At 52.4% G+C, this 24,754-nt stretch carries 25 protein-coding genes; 13 read left to right on the top strand and 12 right to left on the bottom strand.

Annotation, left to right across the window (positions count from 1 at the left end; genetic code table 11):
• Window positions 1-35: 35 nt before the first annotated feature.
• On the bottom strand, window positions 36-230 hold the full coding sequence (locus tag H5P27_RS13045; protein ID WP_185660839.1) for a hypothetical protein: 195 nt from the start codon (window positions 228-230) through the stop codon (window positions 36-38).
• Window positions 231-438: 208 nt separating this feature from the next.
• Here H5P27_RS13045 and H5P27_RS13040 point away from each other — a divergent pair, with 208 nt between their 5' ends.
• The 6 genes from H5P27_RS13040 to H5P27_RS13015 all read left to right on the top strand — a co-directional run bounded on the left by H5P27_RS13040 (window position 439) and on the right by H5P27_RS13015 (window position 5,209).
• The gene (locus H5P27_RS13040; RefSeq protein WP_185660838.1) at window positions 439-1,368 is read left to right on the top strand and encodes an HDOD domain-containing protein; all 930 of its coding nucleotides are present in this window, start codon (window positions 439-441) and stop codon (window positions 1,366-1,368) included.
• Between the two features lie 57 nt (window positions 1,369-1,425).
• Complete coding sequence (locus tag H5P27_RS13035; RefSeq protein WP_185660837.1) at window positions 1,426-1,803, top strand: Hpt domain-containing protein; 378 nt, start codon at window positions 1,426-1,428, stop codon at window positions 1,801-1,803.
• 138 nt (window positions 1,804-1,941) lie between these two features.
• Entirely contained in the window at window positions 1,942-2,376 is a 435-nt protein-coding gene (locus H5P27_RS13030) for a rhodanese-like domain-containing protein (RefSeq protein ID WP_185660836.1), read from the top strand.
• Window positions 2,373-2,801 (top strand): MauE/DoxX family redox-associated membrane protein, encoded by a 429-nt coding sequence (locus H5P27_RS13025; protein WP_185660835.1) that lies wholly within the window; start codon window positions 2,373-2,375, stop codon window positions 2,799-2,801. The genes H5P27_RS13030 and H5P27_RS13025 overlap by 4 nt, the downstream gene beginning before the upstream one ends.
• Window positions 2,802-3,275, top strand: coding sequence for a peroxiredoxin (locus tag H5P27_RS13020; protein WP_185660834.1), 474 nt, complete (start codon window positions 2,802-2,804; stop codon window positions 3,273-3,275).
• A 77-nt stretch (window positions 3,276-3,352) separates the two neighbouring features.
• Complete coding sequence (locus tag H5P27_RS13015; protein WP_185660833.1) at window positions 3,353-5,209, top strand: TonB-dependent receptor domain-containing protein; 1,857 nt, start codon at window positions 3,353-3,355, stop codon at window positions 5,207-5,209.
• Window positions 5,210-5,244: 35 nt separating this feature from the next.
• On the opposite strand, the gene H5P27_RS13010 is transcribed toward H5P27_RS13015, so the two are convergent.
• The 4 genes from H5P27_RS13010 to msrB all read right to left on the bottom strand — a co-directional run bounded on the left by H5P27_RS13010 (window position 5,245) and on the right by msrB (window position 8,022).
• On the bottom strand, window positions 5,245-6,114 hold the full coding sequence (locus tag H5P27_RS13010) for an EamA family transporter (RefSeq protein WP_185660832.1): 870 nt from the start codon (window positions 6,112-6,114) through the stop codon (window positions 5,245-5,247).
• Window positions 6,115-6,129: 15 nt separating this feature from the next.
• The gene (gene aat / locus H5P27_RS13005; RefSeq protein ID WP_185660831.1) at window positions 6,130-6,807 is read right to left on the bottom strand and encodes a leucyl/phenylalanyl-tRNA--protein transferase; all 678 of its coding nucleotides are present in this window, start codon (window positions 6,805-6,807) and stop codon (window positions 6,130-6,132) included.
• A gap of 13 nt (window positions 6,808-6,820) precedes the next feature.
• Window positions 6,821-7,360, bottom strand: a complete 540-nt coding sequence (locus H5P27_RS13000; protein WP_185660830.1) for a hypothetical protein — start codon at window positions 7,358-7,360, stop codon at window positions 6,821-6,823.
• A gap of 74 nt (window positions 7,361-7,434) precedes the next feature.
• Window positions 7,435-8,022: a peptide-methionine (R)-S-oxide reductase MsrB gene (gene msrB / locus H5P27_RS12995; RefSeq protein WP_221774706.1), complete on the bottom strand. Its 588-nt coding sequence runs from the start codon at window positions 8,020-8,022 to the stop codon at window positions 7,435-7,437.
• A 223-nt stretch (window positions 8,023-8,245) separates the two neighbouring features.
• Here msrB and H5P27_RS12990 point away from each other — a divergent pair, with 223 nt between their 5' ends.
• Window positions 8,246-8,413: a hypothetical protein gene (locus tag H5P27_RS12990; protein WP_185660829.1), complete on the top strand. Its 168-nt coding sequence runs from the start codon at window positions 8,246-8,248 to the stop codon at window positions 8,411-8,413.
• 67 nt (window positions 8,414-8,480) lie between these two features.
• On the opposite strand, the gene H5P27_RS12985 is transcribed toward H5P27_RS12990, so the two are convergent.
• Both H5P27_RS12985 and H5P27_RS12980 read right to left on the bottom strand, forming a co-directional pair.
• On the bottom strand, window positions 8,481-9,206 hold the full coding sequence (locus tag H5P27_RS12985; RefSeq protein WP_185660828.1) for a uracil-DNA glycosylase family protein: 726 nt from the start codon (window positions 9,204-9,206) through the stop codon (window positions 8,481-8,483).
• Between the two features lie 79 nt (window positions 9,207-9,285).
• Window positions 9,286-9,966 (bottom strand): 3'-5' exonuclease, encoded by a 681-nt coding sequence (locus H5P27_RS12980; RefSeq protein WP_185660827.1) that lies wholly within the window; start codon window positions 9,964-9,966, stop codon window positions 9,286-9,288.
• A 313-nt stretch (window positions 9,967-10,279) separates the two neighbouring features.
• On the opposite strand from H5P27_RS12980, the gene H5P27_RS12975 reads away from it, so the two are divergent.
• Complete coding sequence (locus H5P27_RS12975; protein ID WP_185660826.1) at window positions 10,280-13,303, top strand: ATP-binding protein; 3,024 nt, start codon at window positions 10,280-10,282, stop codon at window positions 13,301-13,303.
• Between the two features lie 61 nt (window positions 13,304-13,364).
• Complete coding sequence (locus tag H5P27_RS12970; protein ID WP_185660825.1) at window positions 13,365-14,024, top strand: RluA family pseudouridine synthase; 660 nt, start codon at window positions 13,365-13,367, stop codon at window positions 14,022-14,024.
• On the opposite strand, the gene H5P27_RS12965 is transcribed toward H5P27_RS12970, so the two are convergent.
• Window positions 14,004-15,017 (bottom strand): inositol monophosphatase family protein, encoded by a 1,014-nt coding sequence (locus H5P27_RS12965; RefSeq protein WP_185660824.1) that lies wholly within the window; start codon window positions 15,015-15,017, stop codon window positions 14,004-14,006. The two genes, H5P27_RS12970 and H5P27_RS12965, sit on opposite strands and share 21 nt — an antisense overlap.
• Window positions 15,018-15,070: 53 nt before the next feature.
• On the opposite strand from H5P27_RS12965, the gene H5P27_RS12960 reads away from it, so the two are divergent.
• Window positions 15,071-15,424, top strand: a complete 354-nt coding sequence (locus tag H5P27_RS12960) for a Spx/MgsR family RNA polymerase-binding regulatory protein (protein ID WP_221774705.1) — start codon at window positions 15,071-15,073, stop codon at window positions 15,422-15,424.
• A 79-nt stretch (window positions 15,425-15,503) separates the two neighbouring features.
• Here H5P27_RS12960 and H5P27_RS12955 read toward each other — a convergent pair whose 3' ends face one another.
• Together H5P27_RS12955 and H5P27_RS12950 are read right to left on the bottom strand one after the other, a co-directional pair.
• A complete protein-coding gene (locus tag H5P27_RS12955) occupies window positions 15,504-16,217 on the bottom strand; it encodes a carbonic anhydrase family protein (protein ID WP_185660823.1) in 714 nt (237 codons plus the stop codon).
• 145 nt (window positions 16,218-16,362) lie between these two features.
• The gene (locus H5P27_RS12950; RefSeq protein WP_185660822.1) at window positions 16,363-16,641 is read right to left on the bottom strand and encodes an Rdx family protein; all 279 of its coding nucleotides are present in this window, start codon (window positions 16,639-16,641) and stop codon (window positions 16,363-16,365) included.
• Window positions 16,642-16,840: 199 nt separating this feature from the next.
• On the opposite strand from H5P27_RS12950, the gene H5P27_RS12945 reads away from it, so the two are divergent.
• A complete protein-coding gene (locus tag H5P27_RS12945) occupies window positions 16,841-17,455 on the top strand; it encodes a class I SAM-dependent methyltransferase (RefSeq protein ID WP_185660821.1) in 615 nt (204 codons plus the stop codon).
• A gap of 115 nt (window positions 17,456-17,570) precedes the next feature.
• Here H5P27_RS12945 and recQ read toward each other — a convergent pair whose 3' ends face one another.
• Window positions 17,571-19,421: a DNA helicase RecQ gene (recQ, locus tag H5P27_RS12940; RefSeq protein WP_185660820.1), complete on the bottom strand. Its 1,851-nt coding sequence runs from the start codon at window positions 19,419-19,421 to the stop codon at window positions 17,571-17,573.
• 143 nt (window positions 19,422-19,564) lie between these two features.
• Here recQ and H5P27_RS12935 point away from each other — a divergent pair, with 143 nt between their 5' ends.
• On the top strand, window positions 19,565-20,494 hold the full coding sequence (locus H5P27_RS12935) for a TlpA family protein disulfide reductase (RefSeq protein WP_185660819.1): 930 nt from the start codon (window positions 19,565-19,567) through the stop codon (window positions 20,492-20,494).
• A gap of 88 nt (window positions 20,495-20,582) precedes the next feature.
• Window positions 20,583-21,683, top strand: coding sequence for a tRNA dihydrouridine synthase DusB (dusB, locus tag H5P27_RS12930; protein ID WP_185660818.1), 1,101 nt, complete (start codon window positions 20,583-20,585; stop codon window positions 21,681-21,683).
• A 77-nt stretch (window positions 21,684-21,760) separates the two neighbouring features.
• Here the strand turns inward: dusB and H5P27_RS12925 are convergent, their stop codons facing one another.
• Window positions 21,761-24,643 carry a chemotaxis protein CheA gene (locus H5P27_RS12925; RefSeq protein ID WP_221774704.1) on the bottom strand — a complete coding sequence of 961 codons (2,883 nt, stop codon included), beginning with the start codon at window positions 24,641-24,643 and terminating at the stop codon, window positions 21,761-21,763.
• Window positions 24,644-24,754: the final 111 nt, after the last annotated feature.

The raw sequence follows: 24,754 nt of genomic DNA, 5'->3' as shown, positions 1-24,754 counted from the left end.
TCTCCGTTTGAGGGAGGAGGGAAATTGTATTTGCCTTAGTTGAGTTGGAAGGCGCGTCCGAGCATGCCGCGTGTGGAATCGCATACTTCTTCATCCACCGACATGACCATGCAGCGTTGCATGAGGGAAATGCGGGCTAACTCTTCAGGGGATGAATGAATGCTGTCCGCTGCAGCGTTCAAAAGGGACCATTCATCTTCGCTCAACCGGATCTCAATTCTTGTATTCATAGCCCAAGTAATCGGCTTTTGAGTAGGATTGTTTAGTATGCCCTCGTTAAAAATTGAGTAATATCTCCTAGTCCGGATCGGTGTGGAGCGTAAGGATCCTTGTGGAAGATTGATTGGGTGTAGTCTCGGATCGTCAAAAGAAGGGGCAAACCGCTCAACTTTACAAGAGCTCGGCCGATGAACTGGCTGCGAACCCATTCGGCCTATCATGATCAACTACCCACTCAACTTAGACGAGCTCGTGTGCGACATTGAAGAGATGTCTGTGGCACCGCAGATTTTACCTCGCATCCAAGGGATGGTATCCGACTGCAACACCAACCCTGACGAGATTCGCGACGCTATCCGCATGGATGCTGCACTGAGCGCGATGATTTTGAAGACGGCCAACAGCGCTTACTTTAACCCCGGCTATCATATCGATTCGGTTGACGACGCGATCATGCAGCTCGGTTTCAATGACGTTTACCAGATCATGACCATGCTCGCTTTTTCGGAGATCATGGCCAAGCCGCTCGAGACCTACGCGCTCGCGTCGGGGCAGTTCTGGAGACGTTCGGTAGCGTGTGCCCTCGCCATGGAACGTCTAGCCCGCAAATACGGAGAAGAGCCAGGAGTCGCTTACACAATCGGCCTGCTACACGGAATCGGCATGGTATTTGTCGAAAAGGAAGTCCGGAATCGTGGCGGTCATGTTGCCTTTCAAAACCAATTGCCCGAAGATGTAGCCATCGCAGCGGAAGAAATGAAGATTTTCGGAGTGAACCATGCCCTAGTAGGCGCCTCGGTAATGAGACGTTGGGGCTTTTCCGATGAGATCGTAGCTCCGGTTCGTTATCAGTTTGAACCCTCAGAGGCTGGAAACTACGAACGGATGGCGTGTCTCATGTCCTTTGCCAAACGCATGATCCCAACCATCATCAACGATGAGCTGGGCGGTAGCTTGCCGGGGCCGGATCCATTGCTGATTGCGTTGTTGCACCTCAGCAAGGACGAGTACGAAAAGGTCGTAGTCGCCCTTCGAGAGAGTTTCGCCAAGGCCCAGGGCCTAGTTGGGGATGTGACTCCAGGATCTACCCGAACCAAGCGCGTCGTTGAAAGCAAGCTGGGTTATGGAGCCAGACGCATTCGACTTTAAACATCTCCCGTATTCAATTTAAACCAAATCCACATTAGCTTAAGCTTACAAAAAAACATGAGTGACTCAGAACTTATTGACTGGGAACAGTTAGAGATGATCTTCGGAGAAGAAGATGAAGAATTTGACGAAGATATGGCGGATTTGTTTCACGAGTTCGTGGAAGATGGAAACGGCCAGTTCTCGTTGATCAACGGGACTGAATTCGAAGCAGATAAGGCGAAGGTCGCCAAGGAATCCCACAAGCTCAAAGGGTCTTCCAGCAACTTCGGATTTACCCGCGTCGCTGAGGTTCTTGCCCATATCGAAGACGATATCGCGACCCTTACTTTCGAAGATTTCAGCGCCAGCATCTCGGAAGCTCGCAGTCTTTTCGATGCCAGCATCCAGAAGGTTATGGAGCGTTATCCAGCCCTCGGAGTAGGACAGAACTAATTTAGCTATTCCCAATAAGCCCCGTTCGGGGTTCGCACGTCGGCTTTCCTTAGAGGTAAGCCGATTTTTTGTGTACCGATTCAAAAGCAGCCTTCTCGCTCGACTCCGGGGAGTGGAAAGAACTTCATTGCAGCCTTGATGAAGCGAGCTTTAGGCCAGTCTTTTTTGTTACTGCTTTTTGCGGCCGTACTCAGTTTGGCCTGTTATGTTTCGTTTTCGGATCGACTGAGTTTTGTGGACTCGAATCTCGAACTCAGCCTGCAGGACCTAGATTCATTGGAGGATCCGGTCTGGGTCGATGCGCGTTTGCAGAATGACTACGACGTTTCCCATCTTCCCGGTGCTGTTTCGGTGAATGAGGAAAATTGGGAAGATGGATTCTCCCGATTGTTGGAGTTGTGGACACCAGATCGAAGTATTGTGGTCTACTGTTCCAGCCAGTCTTGCCTGAGGTCGCACAGTGTCGCGGAACGGCTTCGTGTGGAGTTGGGTATCGAAGACGCATTTGCCTTGCGCGGTGGCTGGGAGGCCTTGGTCGAAGCAGGTCTGACGGAGGAAGGAGGCCAGCTATGAAGCGAGCATTTTTCAAGGAGTTACTCTATTGGGTTTTGGGTCTAACTTTTGCCGTCGCAGCGATTGTTAAGCTTCGAGATCCCGAAGCGTTTTTATCCTCTTTGCTGACTTATCGCGTTTTCCCTCTGTGGCTGGCTGGCTTCTTGGTTTACTTCGGACCAATCCTCGAATTGTTAGTCGCCCTTTGCTTGTTCGCCCGGCGGCTTCGAGCTGGCGCTAAACTGCTTAGCCTGTCGATGCTGCTGCTGTTTATCGCCCTTGTGGCTCAAGGCTATTTTCGAGGACTAGAATTGGACTGTGGTTGTTTCGGTTCCAACCAGTTACTCGCCGCGAGCGACTACTTGTTAAAGCTAGGGCAGAATGTCTTACTAATTGCTGTGCTTGGCGCCGCCCATTCACTTGAGAGTCACAAAAAGATAAACTAGATGAAAGCGTTAGAAGAGAAACTTGATTTGTCGTTCCCTGTTAAAGCCGTGGTAGATGGCGAAAAATGGGAGGGACCATTTGCCGAGCTGATAAAGCGTCCAACGGTCGTTTCAGTTTATATGAGAAACAATACCTCCAGCTGTGATAAGCAGACAGTGCAGATGCAAACGGTTGCAGAAGAGCTGGATAAGAAGGGAATCGGCTTGATTGGATTGAGCAAAGACACAGTTGGCTCCCACCTTAAATATGCGGCCAAGCATGGACTCTCCTTTCCGCTGGTCTCGGATCCTGACCATCTATTCGCCCAAGCGACTGATTCGTTGGTAGAAAAGAAGATGTACGGAAAGACCTTTTTGGGGCCCACTCGCTCGGCTTATCTGCTTAGAGACGATCTCAGCTTAGCAGCTGCAGTCGAAAAGGTCACGTCAGCTGCACATGGAGACGAATTGCTCAGTCTTGTTAAGGAAATTTAACGATCTCTTGTTTTATTGTTAAGAAGTTAGGTTTTTAAGTTTACTAATAAGAATTTTTGATATTGGTGTGGTTCGAAATGAACTCCAAACTAATATCTAAATTGCACGGTAAGCCGCTCGGAGCTGCTACAGCTCTTCTTTTTGGGGCGACTCTATGCGTTGCTCAGGACGATGATTTGGCAATTGTCGAGTTACCTGAGCTCTCGGTTAGCAGTTCGCATACGGCGACTGTAGAGCCGGCCTCAACTTATGGGGCTCCTGTTTCTCGGTTGGAGTTGAATCCGCAGATTGATTTGCAGGTCCGCAACATTGCGGAAGCGCAGGGCGACGTGAGTATCAGAGGAGGAATTTTCGAAAATACAGGATTTCGAGTGGGTGCCGCGACCGTAATGGATCCGCAGACTGGACACTACTTCGCGGAGATCCCAATTGCTCCAGAAATGTTGGATGGTCCACGTTTGTTGGTTGCGGGGGATAACGCCTTGGGCGGCTTCAACAGCTCAGTTGGGACAATCGATTTTTCCTGGTCGGAAATCGAAGAGGGCGGAAACGCTGCCTTGGGATTTGGGGACAACAGCCTTAATTTCCAGAGACTGCGTCAGGCTGCGATTTTGTCCCGGGACGAATCGTCTTCATGGGGGATCGAAGCGGAGGTTTCTCGATCTGAGAGTGCCGGGTCGATAGAAAACGGGGACCACAACTTTGTGCGTTACAGCGGCAGATTGCAGCGACTTGGCGAAGACTCGCAGACTGATTTGTTTATTGGCTATCAATCCAAGTACCTAGCGTGGCCGGAGCTTTACGCGGCCCCTTACGGTTCTCCTGAATCTGACGAAGTTCGAACTAGCCTGATTATGCTAAATCATTCTCAGGACAACGGCTCAGAGGGAAATTGGGAAGCGACCGCCTACTATCGCCGTCACCATGACCATTACCTGTTCAACCGTTTCGCTTTGGATAACCGGAGCTTTGTTCACGAAACGGAAGTCTCTGCTGCGGCCATCAAAGGCGTGAGAGTATTGGGAGATGGCTTGAAACTTAACTACATGGCCCAGGTTGCGGCGGACGAAATCGAGTCAACGAAGCTAGAAAATAGCTTCACCTCTCGCAACTATCTGAAGGTAACGGTCGCTCCAGAGTATTTGCTCCTATCAGGTGACGATGAAAGTGTAAGCTTGCGGGCTGGTCTGAGCTTGGACGACTCCAATCGTAACTCTTCTCAAGTATCTCCGTTGGCTGACCTTAGCTGGGAGCGAGGAAACGACCGCTACTATGTCTCCTTTGCGCAAACGTCTCAGGTCGCTGGATACACGGCTGTTGGAGGCGCGACCTCTGGACTTTTTGCAAGCAATCCAAATCTGGAGCGAGAGGTAACTCAAAATCTGGAAGCTGGAGCAGCTTTTACCCGCTTGGGTTGGACCTTTTCCGCAGCGGCGTTTTTGCGTCGCGATGATGATTTAGTCGATTGGACTTTCTCCTACGAATCTCCAAGCGCTCGGTCAGCGCGTAACGTAGATATCGATACGCGGGGAGTTGAGTTAATCGCTTCCACTCGTATTGGACAGGTGGATTTTCTAGGCGGAGTCACTTTGCTCGATAAAGACGAGGCGTATGAGGATGAAACAGTCGATGCTAGCTTCTACGCGCTCAACTACGCCAAGGCGCGAGTTACCGCTGCGGCGATTTGGAATGCGACCGAGCAAATACAAGTGCGAGTGGATAACGAGTATCGTAAGCAACGCGAGAATGTCCTGAGGGAGAGTGGGGATAGTGCCTTCTTCACCCACTTAGGAATTTATTATGCGGTGCCTGAAATCGAGGGCCTCGAGCTGAATGCCTCGATCGAGAATCTGTGGAAAGAAGATTTTCAGGAAGTCCCCGGAGTACCAGGTCGTGGACGCCAAATGAGTTTTGGCGCTAGCTACGTTTGGTAGCTGACTCTTTGCGGGCACCCGTTTCTGAAGCGGCGCTATGCTTTCGAGCGAGCGCTGCTTTTCCGTCCCCAAGCGATAGCTCCGAAGATGAGAGCGGCCCCGGTGAGGAGCTTTGCCACGGACTGATTATCTATATCGCTCGCCTCTCCGAAAACGAAGAGTGAAAGGGCCATGGCGATGGGAACCACAGCATTGTTGCTGGCGGCCAAAACGCTGGCGGATGTTTTGGTCGACCCTTTATTCCACCAGAAGAATCCGAAGCCTGAAGCTACGGCTCCGAGATAGAGCAAAATATACCATTGCTTGCTGGTAGGAACGATTCGCTCGGCGTCGCCCCAGAGGAAAAAGCCAACGATGGCAGTCACGGTTCCTCCCACGTAGAGAGCGGCGATAATTTCGTGATCAGAAAGGTTTGGTCGCTTGTATTTCCAGTTTCGATACAGCAGTTGTCCAAGGCCAAAGGCGATATTGGCGATCTGCATCAGAGCAAAGCCAAACCAGAAATCGCCGCTAGGTTCACTGAACTTAATGATTACTGCGCCGCCGATAGAGAGGAGGGCGCAACCCATCAAGCTCCAATGCCACTGACGGTTGATAAGGTCATGTGAGATTGCGATGTAGAGTGGAGTTAGTACCGAAAATAAGGCTACCAGATGCGATGGCAGGTAACTGAACGCTCGCATGTAGGCGACATACATGACGCCTAGCTGCAAAGAGCCTATTGCCACGAGGCTTATGATCTCGATGGGCTTGATTTTCAGCGGCCGGAAAAATGGCAAAAAGCACAGGCAAGCAATTCCGAGACGTGTCGCGGCGCTGAAGTTTGAATCTACACCCGAGAGGCTTGAGCCAATAATTCCAAAGGAAAATGCCCAAAGAACGGATACGGCGATTAGATAGAGCATAGGGTGATTCTAGAATCAGGACCAGTGGCCTTGGATCGTATCCGATTGCATGCTGTTAGCCAATTCCTTCAGAAAGCGGCTGCGCGGAATTTCCTCTGCCCCAAGACTCGCCAAATGTTTTGTTGGCTGCTGGGCATCGATAAAGTCGAAGTGGTTCGCTGTTGCAAAGTCCACCAAGGCCGCTACCGCGAATTTGGAGGCGTCCCTTTCGGTGTGGAACATCGATTCGCCGAAGAAGGCGCTTCCCAGGGAAACGCCATACAGGCCACCCACTAGATTGCCGTCGAGGTAGGTTTCGAAGGAGTGGGCTAATCCGAGGTCATGGAGTCGGATGTAGGCGGATTGCATGTCCTCTGTTATCCAAGTCCCGTCTTGTCCCGGGCGAACGGCTTTTGCGCAGGCGGCGATCACGGAGTTGAAGTCGTGATCTATCTTTAGCTCGTACCTTCCCGAGCGAACCAGCCTCGACAAAGTTTTGCTCAGTCGAAATTTCTCGGGGTAGAGGACCATACGAGGCGTAGGGGAGAACCAAAGAATGGGGTCGCCTTCTGAAAACCACGGAAAGATCCCATTCGAATATGCAGCGATAAGCCGCTCCGGACTCAAATCGCCGCCGATGGCGATGATACCTTCCTTTTCCGCCAATTCGGGGTCGGGGAAGATGGGTTCGTCGCGTAGTTGGAAAATGGGCACCCTGTCTGAGGGATTAGGGTTGTGGCAGAAGTTCGGCGTCTCCGAAGCGTTCGATCAGGCGATCGTAAGAGATCGTTCTGGTATCCGGAGTTACCTTGGAGGCGAATAGCTGGCTCCAAATCTCGCGAGGGATAATATCTGAAGATGCAGTCGAACGTTCGAATTTTGAAATGTCGCTATTCTCGTCGAACTCTAGCTTCCAAGGGAGTTGGAAAAAGGCATGAGTCTTATCGGCCGTGATAAGAAGAGCCTGCATCGACGTTTCGCCGGTTACGTCATCTTGCATCCGGATTGCGGATACAAAAGAGATGAGCCGCAGATCGTAGACCCAGATTAGATCGGCGATCGTCTGCAGAAGCGCTTCACTGCTCTCGGTGACCGTGTTGGGGAGGGTCAGGTTTATGAAAGGCCCCTTTTCTCGTTTGCCGAGCAATAGAGGAAGAATTCCCTTGAATTCCCCGAAGATCGCTTCGCTGTGTCGGGCCACTGCTTCGTGGACTCCCGAAGCGTTGGGAGGTTGTTCAGTGAGTAGCTGCTGCAGGGAGGCTGACATGTCGGACAGCTTCTCCGTTAGACTCTAGATGTCCAGTCTCGAGCTGCCGTAGTGGCTGTCGTGTCGCTCAATGCCTACTTGGCGTGTTTGGCGTAGTCTTCGAGTCCGCGCTCCTCGACATCCGCTTTGGCCACGAACTCCAAAGAGGCGGAGTTGATACAGTAGCGCATGCCTGTGGGACGAGGACCGTCGCCGAAAACGTGTCCGAGGTGTCCGCCGCAGCGGTTGCAGTGCACCTCCACGCGTCGCATTCCGTAGCTGGTGTCCACTGTTTCGCCCACGTTTTCAGGGGCGATGCTTTTCCAGAAGCTAGGCCATCCGGTTCCGGAATCGAATTTCTCTTTGCTTGCGAAAAGAGGGGCCTCGCAGGCGGCGCAAAGGTAGAGGCCCTTATCCTTATTGTCCCAGAAAGCGTTCCGGAAGCTTGGCTCGGTTCCCTGCAGTCGCATGACGCGAAACTGGTTTTCGTCCAGTAGCTCTCGCCACTCGGAGTCGCTTTTCTTGAAAGCGTCTTGTGCGGTAGTGGCTGCGTTGGACGGTACGGCGCATGCCGCGGGGTCTTCGGAATTCTCGATGGGAGTTTCGTTTTTCTCTTTAGCCATGGCGAAAAGGGTGATGCTGGCGGTTAGGATAGCGGCGTAAAAAGTTCTTTTCCAGTTCATGGAGCTTGGGGGTGGCGGTTTTTTGAAGATGTTGATTGCGACACCTACCAGAGTGAAACGTATCCCCTTTTATTCCGATTGCTTTTGTGGATTCGAGAAGGGTGAGTGCGGCAGGTTCTTCAAGGAATTTGAAATCTTCGCTTTGACGTTGGCGGGGCGTTGAATGGATTTGACAGAGGGAGTCGCTAATATTTTTTTCCGCGGATCGTAACCTAGCATTTCAATGGCAGAGGAAAAAAAGAGCAAATCGACATCATCGAATAACACCAAGCCTGCGAAGGCGTCGACAGCCGCCAAGTCTGATGGCAGAAATGGCAAGGGCGACGCTCCTCGCAATTGTTTCAGCGACACATATCGCTCGAACTTCGACGGAATCGACTGGAGCAAATAAGCAGGCCAGACCGTTTTCAGCCACTGCTTCCGCTAGCAGTGGCTTTTTTGTGCCTGTATTTAGTGACCTAAGCGGGCCAGATTCCTTGTTCTTTCAGCTGTTTGGAAGCGGCTTCTGCCCAGCCACGATTCGCTGCGGGACTGGCAGGGGAAGGGTGCAGCACTTTTCCATGTTTGATATCGATGCCTTGCAGGGCTTCCTTGGCTTGCTTTTGGGCAAAGCCTCCGACTCCCACGATCCACTCGGGCTGAAGGATCTCGATGCAGCGCCGTAGGTGCCGATTGCAGGCTTCAAACAGCGGTGCGCTTTCCGCGACGGGCAGCTTGTCTGGAGTCCGGTTTCGCGAGCTCTCTTCCATGAAAACCAAGGGACAGTAATTCAGGGCAAAATGGTCGGCGAAGAAGTCTTTGGCCTTGGGATATCTTTCGGAGAAAAGTCCCCAAAGCCTTCGGCCCGATACCTCAGACTTTTCGCAGGCAAAACCAAGGACGGGCCGTTTGGGGTGCTCGGGGAAGGGAATGTCTACTGGCTCTTCTATTTTCATCCAGTCTTTCACTGCGGCAACTTCCCCGAAGGGTATTCCGGTTTGGGCCATGCCCCAAGGTCCGGGATTCATGCCCATAAAGATCACCCGCTTCCGCGTTGAGCCGAACTTTCGGAGGTAAGTCTCCTGCGGTTTCCAAGCGTAGCCCAGCGGATTGTAAACGTAGGCTACGGGCGAACTGAATTTAAGTGAGTCGACCGCGGTATGCAGCTCTTTGGCAGCTTCGAGTAGATCGGTAGCGAGGGACATGGCTCGCATTGGAGCCACCTAGGAAATGCGGGTCAATTCTGTTCGGATCGTTGATTCGTCCGAAGTGGTTTGAACAATCCTAGAAGGAGTAGGCCGAGTAATCGAAACGCTTCGGCTCTTGCACTCGGAATGACTTCTTGGGAGCGAGCACTGCGACTGCCGGGATCTCTTCCTCGTGAACAGGCACACGGCTGCAGAGCTTTTCCAGATCTGGATGGTCCTGGATGCGCTGGTAGACGTGAGCTAGAAGGATAGCGTCGCTCTTGGCGTCGTGGCGGCGCATGGAAGAAAGTCCGGCCGATAGGCGCTCCGCGATGTCGTCGAGAGTGTTTCTCAGGCGAGAAAAGTCGGGCCACATGACTTCAAAGATGTCCATGGTGTCGATGAAGCGGATGGTTCGGGTCTCCACATCCTCGCGGCGCGAGTATTTGCGGATGAAATTGAAATCGAAGCGGTACACGTCGTGTCCAAACAAAGTGGCGTCTCCAACCCACTGCGAAAAGTTCTGGAGAGCCTTCAGGGGCTTGGGGGCGTTTTTGACGTGCTCGTCCCTCACGCGGGTCAGCTGTTGGATCTCGAGGGGTATTGATTTCCCCGGATTGACGTAAGTGCTAAAGCTGTCCGCCACAGTCATATTGGCTCCTCCCAATCTCACGCCAGCTATCTGGGTGATCTCCTCCTGCTTGTAGCGGAGTCCCGTCGTCTCGAGGTCAAACGCAACCAGCTCCCGTACTCCGAGTAAGGGATGGAATGATGGCATTTTGGTTTCGTTGAGCGGTTTCACGGGATGAAAGAGGTTTATCTACTGTAGGTATATATATCGGTGCTTTGTGTGATTCTTGCGAGCTGTGGTTCCAGGTTCACGCGAATTTGACAGTTTCTTTCAGAGTCGCCTGGGTGCGCTTCGCGTGGAATGGCGGAGAATTCCACCGAAGAAACGAATGGCGAGTAAAATAGCACGCGCCCGAGGTTATTTTCCGGGTTTTTTCAATTATAACGACGAACTGCCGATAGTAGAGCGACCCGGCCTAAGGTAAATGCGTAGGCCTCTCTAGGGCCTACACTTTATTGTCATGACCGATAAGTTTCTAAAAAACCAAATCCGGTGGCTGATCCACTCTCTCGCCGTCGTACTTTTGATCGGATTTGGAGGTTACCAATTCGTTGTTAAGCATATCATCATCGAGTCTGAGGTGGAGCGTTTGGAGCTGCGTATGGCAGACCCCACCGCGAACGTGAACCAAGGCTTGGAGCTTTATCGCGTGCTGACAGATGGAACTTTGGCGTCCGATAAGGAAGCAAGTGTGGGTTCTCTGAGCGCGCAGGAGACTTTGGATTTGGTTTTCGAAAGTCAAAAGGAGGGAGGAGCCTACGCCCACGGTTGGGTCTACTGGTCTCGCCCGAACAAGTTGGGAACAGAGTCTGCCAGCGGTTGGCTTCTGGGTCGGTTTGACGCGAGCAAGAGGCTTGCTCGAGCGGCTGTCGCTACCGCATTGGTTTTGATTATCGCATGGGGGATTTTGGGTGTCCTGTTTTATATTTTCCAACGACGTCTGGCAGAGGCTTTGGCCGGCGAGATAGAGACGATTCGTGAACGTCTAGGCATAGAGCGTGCGGAAAAGAAGCAGGGGGTTCTCAGCAATCTTAGAACCTTGGCCTCGACCTTGGTTCAGACTAGGGCTCAAGAAGACCAGTTGATGCAGGAAATGGGTCGCTTTACCGCGATCGCCTTCAATGCGAAAGAGGGGATTTTTCTCTGTAATTCCGATGGCCAAATTCAGTGGGCTAATGCCGGTTTTGAGAAAATGATCGGGTTTAGCTTGGAGCATATTCAAGAGAGCGAGCCTTTTTTCCATATTCGACCTGACCTGAACGACCCGCTTTACATTGCTCGGATTGCTCAGGCGCTATCTGCGAGTTCCAGCGTTTCCCTTGAATTTTATGGCGAACGAAAAGATGGAGTTGGCTATTGGGCCACACTCGAGCTCAGACCGCTTCCCGAATCGGGAGAGAAAGAGAAACTCTTCTACGGAATCCAGACCGATATCACGGAGCAGAGAAAAGCAACGATGGAACTGGAAGAGGTTTCCCGTCGGTTCGCCCTTGCGATGGAGAGCGCCAATGTCGGGATTTGGGATTGGGATGTGAAGCGAGACGAGCTCGTTTGGGACGAGCACACTTATGAGCTTTATGGGGTGTCTTGTCGTAACTTCGACCCAAGTTACCGCTCGTGGATGGCCTGTATGGATCCCGAGGATTCCAACCGTGTTTTGCGTTTGATCGACCAGTCCCTTGCCAAGGGTAAGAACTTAGAGGTTGTGGCCTGTATTCGTAAACCGGATGGTTCGCGGGCATATATTCGCAGTGTGGCGAGAGCTTTTCTTAACGACCATGGGGAAGTGCAACGGTACTTGGGTATCGCTTCTGATGTGACGGAAGAGCACATTGCGAAGCACAGTCTTATCGAGCAAAAGGATGAGGCGGAGACGCTGGCCGTGCAATTGGCGAATGCGGTGAAGGAATCGAAAAAGGCTGCCTTGGAGGCCGATAAAGCGACTCGGGCGAAAAGCGCTTTCCTCGCCATGATGAGCCATGAGATTCGCACGCCAATGAACGGCGTGATCGGGATGGCTAGTCTGCTGCTTGAGACGGAGCTGGATGAACATCAACGTGATTATCTGAATACAATCCGCATAAGCGGCGACACGCTTCTCACGCTCATCAACGACATTCTGGATTACTCCAAGATCGAGAGCGGAAAGCTGGATATCGAGAAAGCGACTTTTAGTGTACGGGACTGCGTAGAGGAAGCGGCGGACTTGCTTGCTTCTAAGGCTGCTGAGAAGGGGATTGATTTGCTTTGTCGTGTAGATCTGAATACACCGAGTGAAGTGGTGGGAGACATCACCCGACTCCGTCAGATTCTCGTCAATCTAATCGGCAATGCGGTCAAGTTCACTGAAGTCGGCGAGGTTGAAGTTTGCGTGCACGCTCCACTCAACGGGAAGATTCACTTTTCGGTAAGAGACACCGGTATTGGAATACCTGCCGATCGTATTAATCGCCTTTTCGAAGTCTTTTCTCAGGTCGACTCATCGACTACCCGCAAATACGGTGGTTCGGGACTCGGGCTCTCGATTAGCAAGCAGCTCGCTAACTTGATGGGCGGAGAAATGTGGGTAGAAAGCTCTTTGGGCAAGGGGTCTGTCTTCCACTTTGACATAGCCTTCGACGACTTGGCTTCTGCACCTGCAGACTCGGTCTTTTCCAAGCAAGCTGAGCTCGACGGAATGACGGCTCTCCTCGTAGAGCCCAATGCAGTGTTGAGGGATTACCTCAGCAACTTGCTGAGCGCTTGGGGCTTGCGGCCTCACATTGTGCCTTCGATTGACAGACTTACAAGTGGCGAGAATCGGGGTAAGGAATTCGATTTCTTGGTGCTTGATGGAGCCGACCCAACGGTGGCGGAGACACACTGTGTCGAGTTGCTGGATACGTTGACTAGTAAGGCCAAAATGGTGGTGAATCTTTTGGATCACGGCTCCTCGCCTAGCAAGAACCGTGGAGCGCAGAGCATCTTTAAACCGTGTCGAGTCGGGTCTTTGTTAGAGGCTTTGCAGTCTTTTGACCGGAAGCGATTGTCAGAATCGCGTCTCAGCGTATCCAAAGATATCGTTTCTGACTCAGGGTTTGCGGCTTCGTTGCCTCTGCGGATACTAGTGGCGGACGATAATTCGGTTAATCAAAAGGTCGCTCGCATGATGCTGAAGAAATTTGGCTATCACGCGGACCTAGTGGCAAACGGGGTCGAGGCCGTGGAAGCGGTTAAGCGCCATGATTATGACTTGATCTTCATGGATTGCCAGATGCCGGAAATGGATGGTTTTGAGGCTACCCGTATCATCCGTGATATCGAAGCTGATCGTTCCACTCCCCGCCGTTGTTTTGTCTACGCCCTAACCGCAAACGTCCGAGGCGATTCGCTCGAAATGTCGAAAGACGCAGGAATGGACGGCTTCCTTGCCAAGCCTATCAAGCTGGTAGATATCAAGAATGCTCTAACAGAGATTTCTCTGGAGATCGCTTCGAGAAATTAGGCACTTCATCGAATTCGATTGAGGATTCTGGTTCGGATGCCTTGCATGCACTTCACACTGCATGGACGAGCAATCTCTTATTCTCTATGAGTCAGCAGGTTTTGTTGTCGCGAACAAGCCTTCTGGAATGCTGTGCGAGGGTGGTGCCAATCGGGAGATCGATTTAGAGCAGGAGGTATCCAGTCGAGTGGGACGTCAAGTATGGTGCTGTCATCGCCTTGATCGTCTGACCAGTGGAGTTGTCGTCTTGCGCAAAGGGAAAAGGCTAGCAAAGGAACTGGCGGTCCAATTTGAAGGCAGGCAGATTCGTAAGGAGTACTGGCTGCTAGCGGATGGTGTCTGGGATAAGAGTATTCAACGAGTGGAGACTCGGATCGCTCCAGTCGGCAAAGGGAGACATGCCAATGTAGATGTAGGTGGAAAACCTGCGATCAGTACCTTTCAGGTTTTGGGAATCGATGGTTCCAATCGAATTTCGTATTTGAGAGGGTTGCTCAAAACGGGACGCACTCATCAATTAAGGCTCCATGCTCAACATGCAGGCTGCCCGATTTTGGGTGATCCTTTTTACGGAAGTCCACGGGAAGACAAGCTATTCGGTTTACATGGACGCTCCCTCAAGATGAAGCATCCCGAAACTGGCGAGCCTCTATCTTTCCAAGCTCCTCCACCTTCGATCTGGGCGGAGGCGCTCAGAGGCTCAGAAGTGCTTTTGTATTAGCCGGCTGACTACGGGGCGTATCTTTTCGGCTAGCATTGGGTTGGCGTAGGCGATCCAGCTCACGGGAGTGGTCGTATCCAGTGGGATGTCTAGCGTTTCTTGACCCGGCAGCTCGATCACTACCCCGGCTGCTTTTGCCACTAGAGCGGTACACAAGTCGTAGGGGTGGCAGCTTAGGGCCAGCGGCAAATTTGCCTTTTCGAAGGCGAGCGGTCGGACGTCGATAACGAGCCTGTCGTGGCCGGCGATTAGCTCGTAGAGTTGCCCTCCGGTTGAAATGTACTGGTCATCGAAAATGAGGGCTTCCTGGGTTTCGTTTTCGGGGGTCAACTCCGCGTAGAGCTCCTCTTCGAACTGCGCGAGAGCCGCTTTGCATTGCGGGAAGAATTTAGCTATGGAGGCGAACCCATGCTTCAAGTCGGTGGCTTTGGAAAGCCGGTGAGGGACCTCGTGTTCCTCGTTGGAAATTAGGTTTTTGGATACGCGGTAAAAGGCGGTCTCCCCGTCACTGAAGCGTGTGGCACTCAGCTGTTCGGATATGAATTGTTTGGAGGTGGGAAGCTCTGTCATGACGGCTACCTCGATATCCTCTAGGGTGACTTGTCTTTCGAGGATGTGGGGAGCGAGGCCAATCAGCGCCCAGGCAGGTCGTTTGTCGTACATGAGGCCTCGCGTACCGTCGATGGGGTCGATTATGAGTTGGTGGAGGAGTTCGTTCTTTTCAGCGTTAGCTGGGAAGGTCACGAACTGGTCGTCCTCGATTCCTTCCATGATGAGCCGTACCGGACTGTGTGCGGGCCAATTCTCTTTTAGCCAAGCCAGGATTAGCTCTTCGCTAACCTTGTCGATTTCGTAGATGGTGTCGGCCTGGGTCTTTGCTGCTATGGCCGACAACTCTTCCGTATTCCGTTGTTGGTGTTGATAGAGGGTATCGCGGATTTCTTGGCCCAATTTGCAAAGCAATTGGCGGAAGATTTCGATCTGAGTGCTCATCTGGAAAGTTTGAGGATTGCTCGCGACGGTTTTCACTCCTTTGTTTTCGAGCAATGGTTAAGCTTTACATGTACAAGGGATGCAGCGGCTGTCGCAAGGCGAAGAAGTGGCTTGAAGGGAAGGGAGTCGATTTCGAGGAAGTCGCAATTAGGGAAATTTCTCCGAGCAAGACTGAACTTCAAGAAGCATTGGCCGCTCATGAGTTTAATCTCAAAAAGCTATTCAATGTGTCCGGAGGGGATTATCGCAGCCTGGGTCTTAAGGACAAGCTGCCTAGTCTTGAGGTGGAGGAAGCGTATGAGCTGCTGCAGTCTAACGGAAACTTGGTGAAACGCCCTTTCTTGGCTACTGACAAAGGGTGCGTGAGCGGATTCGACGAGGCGATCTGGAGCTCTTTGGTTTCATAGCCATTCATGCTTTGGCAACAAAAAAGGCACCCACAGTTTTGATGCTGGGTGCCTTGCTGCGTAGGAACTGCTTGGCAGGTTATTCCATAAAGGTTACCGAGCCGTCCTTGAGGGAATAGTACGCTCCGATTATCTTGATTTTCCCTTCAAGTTCCATGTTGGCCAGAAGGGGGCTACGGTCGCGGATGTCTTGGACCGTCCGCTCTACGTTTGTGTGCACAACTTCCGATACAAATGACTTGTTTTTTGAGCTCATCTCTTGTTCCTCATAGCCTTCTACAGAATTCACGGCCGGGGCTATTTTTTCTATCAGCAGAGTCAAGTTACCTAGCCTGACATCGTCGCAGGCCCCTTTCACTGCGCCGCAAGACTCGTGACCCATCACCACGATGAGTTTTACTCCGGCGGCGGCAGCGGCGTATTCCATGGAGCCGAGCTGGTCTTCGTTTTCTACGTTTCCTGCAACTCGCCCCACGAAGATGTCCCCAATCCCTTGATCGAAAATACTTTCGACGGGTACTCGCGAATCGACACACGATAGTACGTAGGCTTTAGGAAACTGGCCTTTTTGGGCGGCCTTCACACGTGCTTTGGTGTTCAGATCCGTATGATTGCCGTTCTTGTACCTTTCGTTCCCCTCCTTAAGGTCCTCGAGAACCTTATCGGGATTGAGGGCGTCCTGCTCAGCCTTGGTGACGGGCAGGTTTTTGTTTTCTGTAGCATGATCGTCTGCGAAGGTCAAAGTGGCGCACACGAGAGATGCTGCGATTGCTAGGATAGATGTTTGTCTCATAGGGCTATTGTCTTTGGTGTAATATGTGTTTTTTGGGGTTAACACCCCAGTAGTTTACGGAATCAACGATTTATGGGACTTTGCAATATTGATTTTGCTCCGATTTGAGCGGGGGGCTCGGACGGATCGGTCGTTAGTCAATAGACTACCGGTCACTGTGTCCGAGTGACCGTTCTGGGTCGATCCTGTCGCGAATCAGCTGCTTTAGTTCTTTAGATTCGGGAAAGCGCCCGACTTCCTTTCGGGAGAATATAAGTTCTTCGTCCAAACGGATCTCCATGATTCCACCCGTACCCGGTTGCAGAGCGACTTCGCCCAAGTCCTGTCCGAAAGTGTGCAAGAGCTCTTGGGCCAGCCAAGAGGCACGTAGCATCCAGTTGCACTGACTGCAGTAGAGTATGGATACACGAGGGGATCGATGCATTCGAGATAGCCTTATTTTAGTACAATATAGCGAATTGTAGATTGCTTGTTGAAAGTTAAAACGGTGGTTTCGGATTGTGTCAAAGGAAGGCGAGAGAAGTTATCTGAACAAACTCGGTGAAGAGGGGCGAATACATGCGATGGGGAAGCCTTTTTCGGATTCGAATTGTCGCATGTATTTCATACATTTGGACAATATCATGTCATTGTTGCCACCGGCTCCTGCGAGGATTCTAGATCTGGGAGTGGGAACTGGTTGGACGAGCACGTTTTTGAGCCTAGCGGGTTATGATGTGGTGGGCGTTGATATTGCGGAGGATATGATCGAAATTGCTTGGGCCAACAAGGAGCGATATGGTGCCGAGAGGCTCGAGTTTGTCGTGTCAGATTACGAAACTCTTGGTTTTTATGAGGAGTTTGATGGAGCCGTTTTCTATGATTCTCTACATCATGCGGTTGATGATCGGGCTGCGTTGGACTGTGCCTATCGAGCCTTGAAGCAGGGTGGCGTGTTAGTTTGTCACGAGCCCGCATCAGGGCACGCGAAGGCGGAAGAATCTGTAAAAGCGAGGGAGCTTTACGATGTTACAGAGAGAGATATGCCGCCCAAGCAGATTATTGATGTGGGACTTGAGGTTGGTTTCGAATCGCACGAATTGTATTCGCACTCTTGGGAACCAGAAAAGATTGGACCAGTGAAAGGTTTAGATGCCATTTGCCGCCTTTACTGGGAGAAGCTCATGGGCTTTTTCGGGGCTTGGGGTGAAAGTCGAAAAAACTACGAGCGACGAAAAATGGTGGTTTTGAAGAAGTAGATGCCCAGCTTCTGGAAATTGGTGTTAAGTAGATCGCTTTAGATTTCTTGGTGAGTTTGAGAGAGCTTTTCAGCGTTGCTCTTCGTGTATCCGTGACACGGAACATCGTTCGATTTTACCGAAACTCTTCGGGGGCGTCTGGGTTGGCGATGATGAATTCGGTGATCGCTTCGAGGAAAGCTTCCCCGTAAGCGTCCAACTTCTTATAGCCGACTCCCGATATCTCGGAGAGCTTGTCTTCATTGGCGGGAAAATAGCGTGCCATTTCTCGTAGCGTAACATCAGAGAAGACGATGTAGGGAGGGACTCCTTGTTCGTCGGCGATCTCTTTGCGCAAGCTGCGGAGGATGGAGAAAAGGTCTTCGTTGCACTCGATACCACCTTTTGAACGATTGCGGTCTCGCTGTAGCGCGTTCGCGGATACGGGTAATTTCGTCAGCGTAATGGGAGAGCGGTCACGCAGGGCGGACTTTCCTTTGCTGGTTAGGCTCAACGCTCCAAATGCATCTGGATCTTGAAAGACGTATTCCTTGCGAATGAGCTCTCGGCCGAAGGCTTGCCATTCGGCACGCTTATGTTCTTGCCCGATGTTGTAGGTTGATAGTCGGTCGTGCCCCCATTTGAGGACCTTTTCGTTTCGGGAACCTAGCAATATATCCACGATGTGGTTGATACCGACGCCAAAGCTCGAAACTTGGCTTGCCCGGAAAATGCAGGACATGAATTTTTGGGCGGGTATGGTGCCGTCGAAAGTTTCTTTAGGCTGGTTGCAGTTGTCGCAATTGCCGCAATTTTCCTCGGTCCAGACTTCAGAAAAGTAGGCCAGCAGCTCGACTCTGCGGCATCGGGAAGATTCCGCGTAGTTGACCATCTGGCGTAGTTGCTCTTTGGCTACTTCCCGCTCTTGCGCTTCTTTTTCGGCGATGAAGTTAAGTTGTTTGGCTACGTCTCCGGGAGAAAAGAAGAGGACGCATTCGGAAGGTAGCCCATCGCGTCCAGCTCGTCCGGTTTCTTGATAGTAACCTTCGATGTTCTTGGGAATGTCTTGATGGATGACGTAGCGGACATTCGGTTTGTCGATTCCCATCCCGAAGGCGATGGTGGCGCAAACGACTTTGACTTCGTCGCGGATAAACGCCTCCTGGTTTTTCGCTCTCTGCAAGGGCGTCATACCTGCATGATAGGGGAGGGCTTCGATTCCCTCTTGGCGCAAGCGGTCTGCGGTTTGTTCAGTCGCTTTGCGCGAGTAGCAGTAGATGATGCCCGAGTCAAAGGGGCGGGCTTGCACGAATTTGAGGATTTGGCGAAAGACCGCTTGTTTCTGCTCGATCCGGTAGCTCAGGTTTGGCCGGTTAAATGAAGCGACATAGTTGGTCGGTTGGCGGAGCTTAAGTTGCTTGACGATATCCTCTCGCACCCGGTCTGTGGCGGTAGCGGTGAGGGCCATGAATGGCGTATCCGGAAAACGACGTCGTAGCTCCGCGAGTTGCCGATACTCCGGGCGGAAGTCGTGGCCCCACTCGGATATGCAGTGTGCCTCGTCGACTGCGAAGCGACAGACCTTCCACTTCTTGAGGTCTTCAAGAAAGCCTCCCAGCATCAGCCGTTCGGGGGCGACGTAGAGAACTTGGTAGTCTCCCGCAAATAGTTTTGCGTAGCGTTGGGCGGCTTCTTTTTTGCCTAGCGAGGAATTCAGGTAAGTGGCGGAGATACCGTTTTCGGTCAAGCCGTCCACCTGGTCTTTCATCAAGGCGATCAAGGGTGAGATGACCACGGTTAGTCCTTCCGATAGGACCGCTGGCAATTGATAGCAAAGCGACTTGCCGCCGCCTGTGGGGAGGAGCGCAAACACGTCGCGACCCTGCAAGGCGTCATCTACAATATCCGCTTGCAAGGGGCGGAAGGAGTCGTGCCCAAAGTATTTTTTTAGGGTGGAATGGACGCGATCTTTTGAAAGGGCAGGCACCTGTTTGAGTAATTTGGGAGGCGTTGAGTTTTTGAACAGACGAGTTCGAAAGGGCTAAGCCGCAATGGCGCTGGGGCAAGTTGAAACGGCCCTGCGGCAGAATTGGCTTGCATGCGGAAAGGTGGGTAGGGCGTTGTCCGTGTATGAATTTGTTCAACTCATTGCGAGCCTCGACCCTGTTCGCGGCTGTCACCCTATTGTTTAGCGCAGCCTTCGCCGGAGAAGCGGAGCATGATGAATTGGTCGCTGCAGCGAGCGATAAAGATGCAGACTTCGAGGCTGCGTTGCAGGAGTCGATCGATGCCGGCATGCCTAGCGATTGGATACTCGAAGCAGAGATTGTACGCATGCTCTCGACTGGCGATCTCGCCATGATGCCAGATTTGATCGAACGCATCGACTCGGTTGGCGATGAGTTCCGGTTCGGCGTTGACCGTTCTTTCTACTCTACCGAGCAGCTAGCAGGCTTTGCTGATACCTTGCGTTGTGTGACCGCCTACAGAGCGGGCGACAAGGAAGCGTTCGAAGAGTATGCGATCAAGTCCTACGCCAAGGCGCCCGGATTCAATTCCATTTTTGGGATTGGCGATCTTCTAGCCCGCCAGAAAATGGAGGCGGCTCAGCAGGCTGCGATGGCGGACTTCAAAGTGCCGATGGACATGGTTTTGGCCAATGTGGAAGGTGATAGCAAAACCATAGCGGAGTGGATGGGGGACGACAAGGCGATGCTCGTCGATTTTTGGGCCAGCTGGTGCGGTCCCTGTATCCGCTTGATGCCGAAGCTGAAGGAAAAGCAAAGCTCGCTCTCCGAGCAGGGGATTTTCGTGGCGGGAGTTAATACGGACCGCAACGAGCAATTGGAGAGCGCGGTAAAGGTTCGCGAGCGCGAGGAAATGGAATCGGTTCCCTGGCTACTGGATCGCAATGGGGGCGATTTGAGCGGATTGCTCATGGTAGACTCCATCCCTCGCATGGTACTTATCGACCGCGACGGTTCGGTGCTCTACAACGGGCACCCGTCTGATCCTTCCTTGGGCGACGCTTTGGCCCAGCTTGGCGTAGAGCTGCACTAGTTCCCCTGCCTTTGCCTAAGAGCTCAAAACCGCGGAATAGGTTTGTGCTCGATGTCTGAGACGGTTTGGTGACGGGATTCCTATTGCAATGAAGATCGGAAGCCTAGAACTCGAATCGAATCTCTTTCTGTCGCCCTTGGCTGGCTACACGAATCTGCCGTTTCGCCTTACCGTTAAGGCGCTCGGGGGGCTCGGTCTGGTGACGACTGACTTGGTCAATGCCCGTTCGCTGCTGGAGGGAAGGGCGGTCGCCTACAAGATGATCGCTACGGATGTGCGCGAGCAGCCCATGGCGGTACAGCTTTTTGGCGGAGTGCCAGAGGAGATGCGCGATGCTGCGGTGATCGCTGAAGAGAAGGGTGCCCAATCGGTGGACATCAACATGGGTTGTCCGGTCAAAAAGGTGGTCAAAACCGGGAGCGGTTCTTCCATGATGAAGGATCAGGACAAGACTCGCGATTTGGTGAAAGGGATGATCGAGGCGGTCAAAATTCCCGTAACGGCTAAGATGCGACTCGGTTGGGATTCGGAAAACATCACCGCTCCCGACTTGGCCCGTACGCTGGAGGACGTGGGTGTTTCGGCGATTTTTATCCATGGCCGTACACGGGCTCAAGGATTCTCAGGCGGAGTGGATCTCGAAGGTATCCGAAAGGTGAAGGAAGCGGTGAAAACGATTCCTGTGATAGGAAATGGGGATGTGACTACCCCGGAGGCTGCCAGAATCATGCTGGAGCGGACTGGATGCGACGGAGTGAGCATTGGCCGCGGCGCGTTCTACAACCCTTGGATTTTCATGCAGACTCGCCACCACCTCGATACGGGCGAGCTAATGCCGGATCCCACTTTCGAGCAGCGGGTTGAATTGATGCGAGAGCACTTGGCCCGTATGATCGAATTCTATGGAGAACTGAAAGGCTGCATCCAATTTCGAAAGGTCGCAGTCTGGTATGCCAAACGTTTTGGACCTTCCAAGTTCTTCAAGGATCGGGCCGTGCGTCTTGCGAGCATGGAGCATTTTGAGGAAATCATGGCCGATTATCGGCAGTGGCGGCTTCGGTTTTGCGACGAAAGCGGAGAGCTGCAGGAAAAGTACCGTCCGGTCGATCCCTACTCGTCTATTACGCACGGCGTGCCGGAGAACCAGGATGCGATTAAGGTGCCGAAGGGGCCGGTCTCGAACTGGTAGAGCAAAAAAAGTCCCGACTCCGGCTAGCGGATTCGGGACTGAAGTTAGTAGTAGAAATGAGTTCCGTCGATGGGTCTTTATGCGACTGAGACGAGGCTTGCAGGATCGAGGATAAGGGCGATCGTGCCGTCTCCCAGAATAGCTCCGCCGGATACGCCAGGGATGCCTTGCATCATGCCACCGAGCGACTTGATGACGACTTCCTGTTTGCTGACCATATCGTCGACGAGGAGTCCGCAGGGCTTTCCTCCCGTCTCGACCACTACGATGGTAGCGTCTTTCGGGTTGGCGATAGCGTCTGGGATGGCGAAATGTTGATGCAGGCGGAAGAGAGGGATTACCTGACCGCGGATATTGATGATCTCTTGGTTGCCTTGGATTTTGGCCAAAACTTGTTCGTCTGGGCGAAGGGCTACTTTGACTGAAGTGGTTGGCAGGATGAAACGGTCGTTTCCTACCTTGACTACTAAACCATCGACGATGGCCATGGTGAGTGGAAGTAGGATGCGGAAGGTAGAGCCTTTGCCCAATTCCGATTGGATCTCCACCTTTCCGCGAAGCTTCTCGATGTTTTTCTTAACCACGTCCATGCCGACTCCTCGTCCGGAGATGTCGGTGATTTCAGCGGCAGTGGAGAAGCCTGGCGCGAAGATGAGCTTGTAGATCTCTTCGTTGGTAAGCTGGTCGGATTCGGATACGATCCCGTTTGCGATCGCCTTTTTGAGGACGCGGTCCGGGTCGATGCCACGGCCGTCGTCGGAAAGTTCAATTACGATGCTAGAACCTTGATGGTAAGCCTTAAGGCTTATGGTTCCCGTTTCGTCCTTACCAGCAGCGCGACGTTCCTCGGCATTTGCTTCCAAGCCATGATCGAGTGCGTTTCGGACCATGTGCACGAGAGGGTCGCCGATTTCTTCGACTACGTTGCGGTCAAGTTCGGTGTCTTCCCCGTAGGTTTCGAAACGAACCTTTTTGCCGCACTTGGCGCCGATGTCTCGAACTACGCGGCCCATCTTCTGGAAGCTCGGCTTGATAGGAATCATGCGCAGAGCCATAGAGGTATGCTGCAACTCCTTTGTGATGCGAGTGAGCTGAGACATGTTTCGCTGCAAAGCGGAGTCTCCTGACACGCTGTTTTCACCTTCCTGACGGGAACTCTCGAGGATCTGGCTCTGTACGATAACCAGTTCGCCGACCATATCCATGAGGTTGTCGAGCTTGATGGTATTGACTCGGATAGTCGCGTTTTCCGCGGCCCGTCGCTTGGCGGCAGCGGCAGCTTTCGGGTCTACGACTGCTTCCTGCGTTTGTGAAGGAGGAGTCGCGATGGGAGAGGGCTCCGCTACCAAATCAGTCGGATTAGATTCAGCTGCCTCGAATTCAACTGCGGAGGCGTCAGCCGCTTCCTCTGCGGGCTTGGCAGGGTCTGCTTTTGGTTTAGGCGAGGATTGCCCAGTTTTGCTGGCGTAAATTTCTTCGCCTTCCATTGCCCAACGGGCTTGGGCCATCAATTCGCTTACTGCGATGGTTTCGGTAGGAGTTGTGCCGTTAGAGAGGGCTTCGGTAATTTGTTCGATCAGCTGGGTAATCCGGTCCTTCGACGCGAGCACGAGGTCGATAACGCCAGTGAAGACCTCGATCTTGTCGTTACGAACCAGATCCATGAGAGATTCCACTTCGTGGGCAAGCCGGTTGATGGGAACCAGATTTAAGAAGCCTGCTACTCCCTTGATCGTGTGGAAGGAGCGGAACATGGAGTTGATAGCGTCCCGATTGTGGACGTCTTGCTCGAGTTCCAAAACGGCTGATTCTATTTGTCCGAGATGGTCGACCGCTTCGGTATGGAATTCTTGGAGGAGTTCTTCGTTTTCCTCCATGTTGAGATCCATGATCACGTCGAACTGGGCGAATTCCGCCAGCAGACCGTCGTCCTCGATTTCGCTCGATTCCTCGACGGAATCAGGCTCGGTCACGGGAGCTTCTTTGGAAGGAGAAAATGGGCGTGGATCGTTCCCGCTGCGAATGTCGGAGAGGGTTGTCTCCAGCCATACGTTGAACTCGGTCAAAATCGAGATGGCGAAAGCGTCGTAGGGAGCTGCCGAATCGAGCAGCGAATCCATCTTCTCGACAACTGGAGTGACCGCCTCTGCAACCACGTTGGTTTGAGAGAAGTCGTTTTCGAAATCCTTAAGCAGCGAGTAGACTGGGAGGATTCCTTCGTCGTTTCCGACGGAAGCGAGAAGGAGTTCCGCAGAAAATTGTTGGGCGAGCTTGGAGAACCTTTCGATTTGCTCGATTTTCCAGCCCATCTCGAAGTCTGGCTCCGATTCTTCGATGACTTCCAAGCCTCCGTTGGCGGGCATCTCAAGAGGTTGGCTCGGTGATTCGAAGGTTATGGTTTCTTCGATTTCCGCTTCCTCTTTTTCATTTGAAGGCAGTTCCGCGGAGGAGAAATCAATATCGTCGAAGCTCGGAAGCTTTGTTTTCTGAGTCTCAATGTCCGCAACTGATTCGTCGGAGGTAGGGGACTCGTCTGGCAATTCAACGCTTGAGAAGTCGATATCGCCGAAACCGGGCATTTTGGTTACCTCTGGCTCTTCTTTAGGTGACTCCTCAGTGATTGCTTTTTCGACTGGAGCGTCTCCGTAAGGCTGAATATCCGTCTCGTTGCGTAGGCTTTCGACGGCATCGCCGCACCACTTGGCGAATTTTTTCATGGCGGCGATAGACTCTTCGTCGAAGAACTTTGCCTCGTCGAGCATGCTCTGGATTACCTCCTGAATAGCAGCGACACCTTGCAGAATGTCTGGGTGCTGCGGCAGAGACCAGGTTATCTCGTTGACCAAGCTGAAGATAGGAATCAGCCCGTTGTCAGTGTCTGGCTGGGCGAGATGAGCCTCGGAAGTGAGTTTGGAGGCTATTTCCTCGAAGGTGTTTATTTCGTCAGATGACCACGCCATGATATCAAAATTCGATTGTGGGATAGGTATAAGTAAACGGTAACCGTATCGGGATGCATCGTCGCTCTTGGGCATCTCCTTGAGCGGAAAGGACGACTTTTCGCTCTAAGA

This window comes from Pelagicoccus albus, assembly GCF_014230145.1.
GTDB lineage: Bacteria > Verrucomicrobiota > Verrucomicrobiia > Opitutales > Opitutaceae > Pelagicoccus > Pelagicoccus albus.
This window is presented reverse-complemented; position numbering and strand designations above follow the sequence as displayed.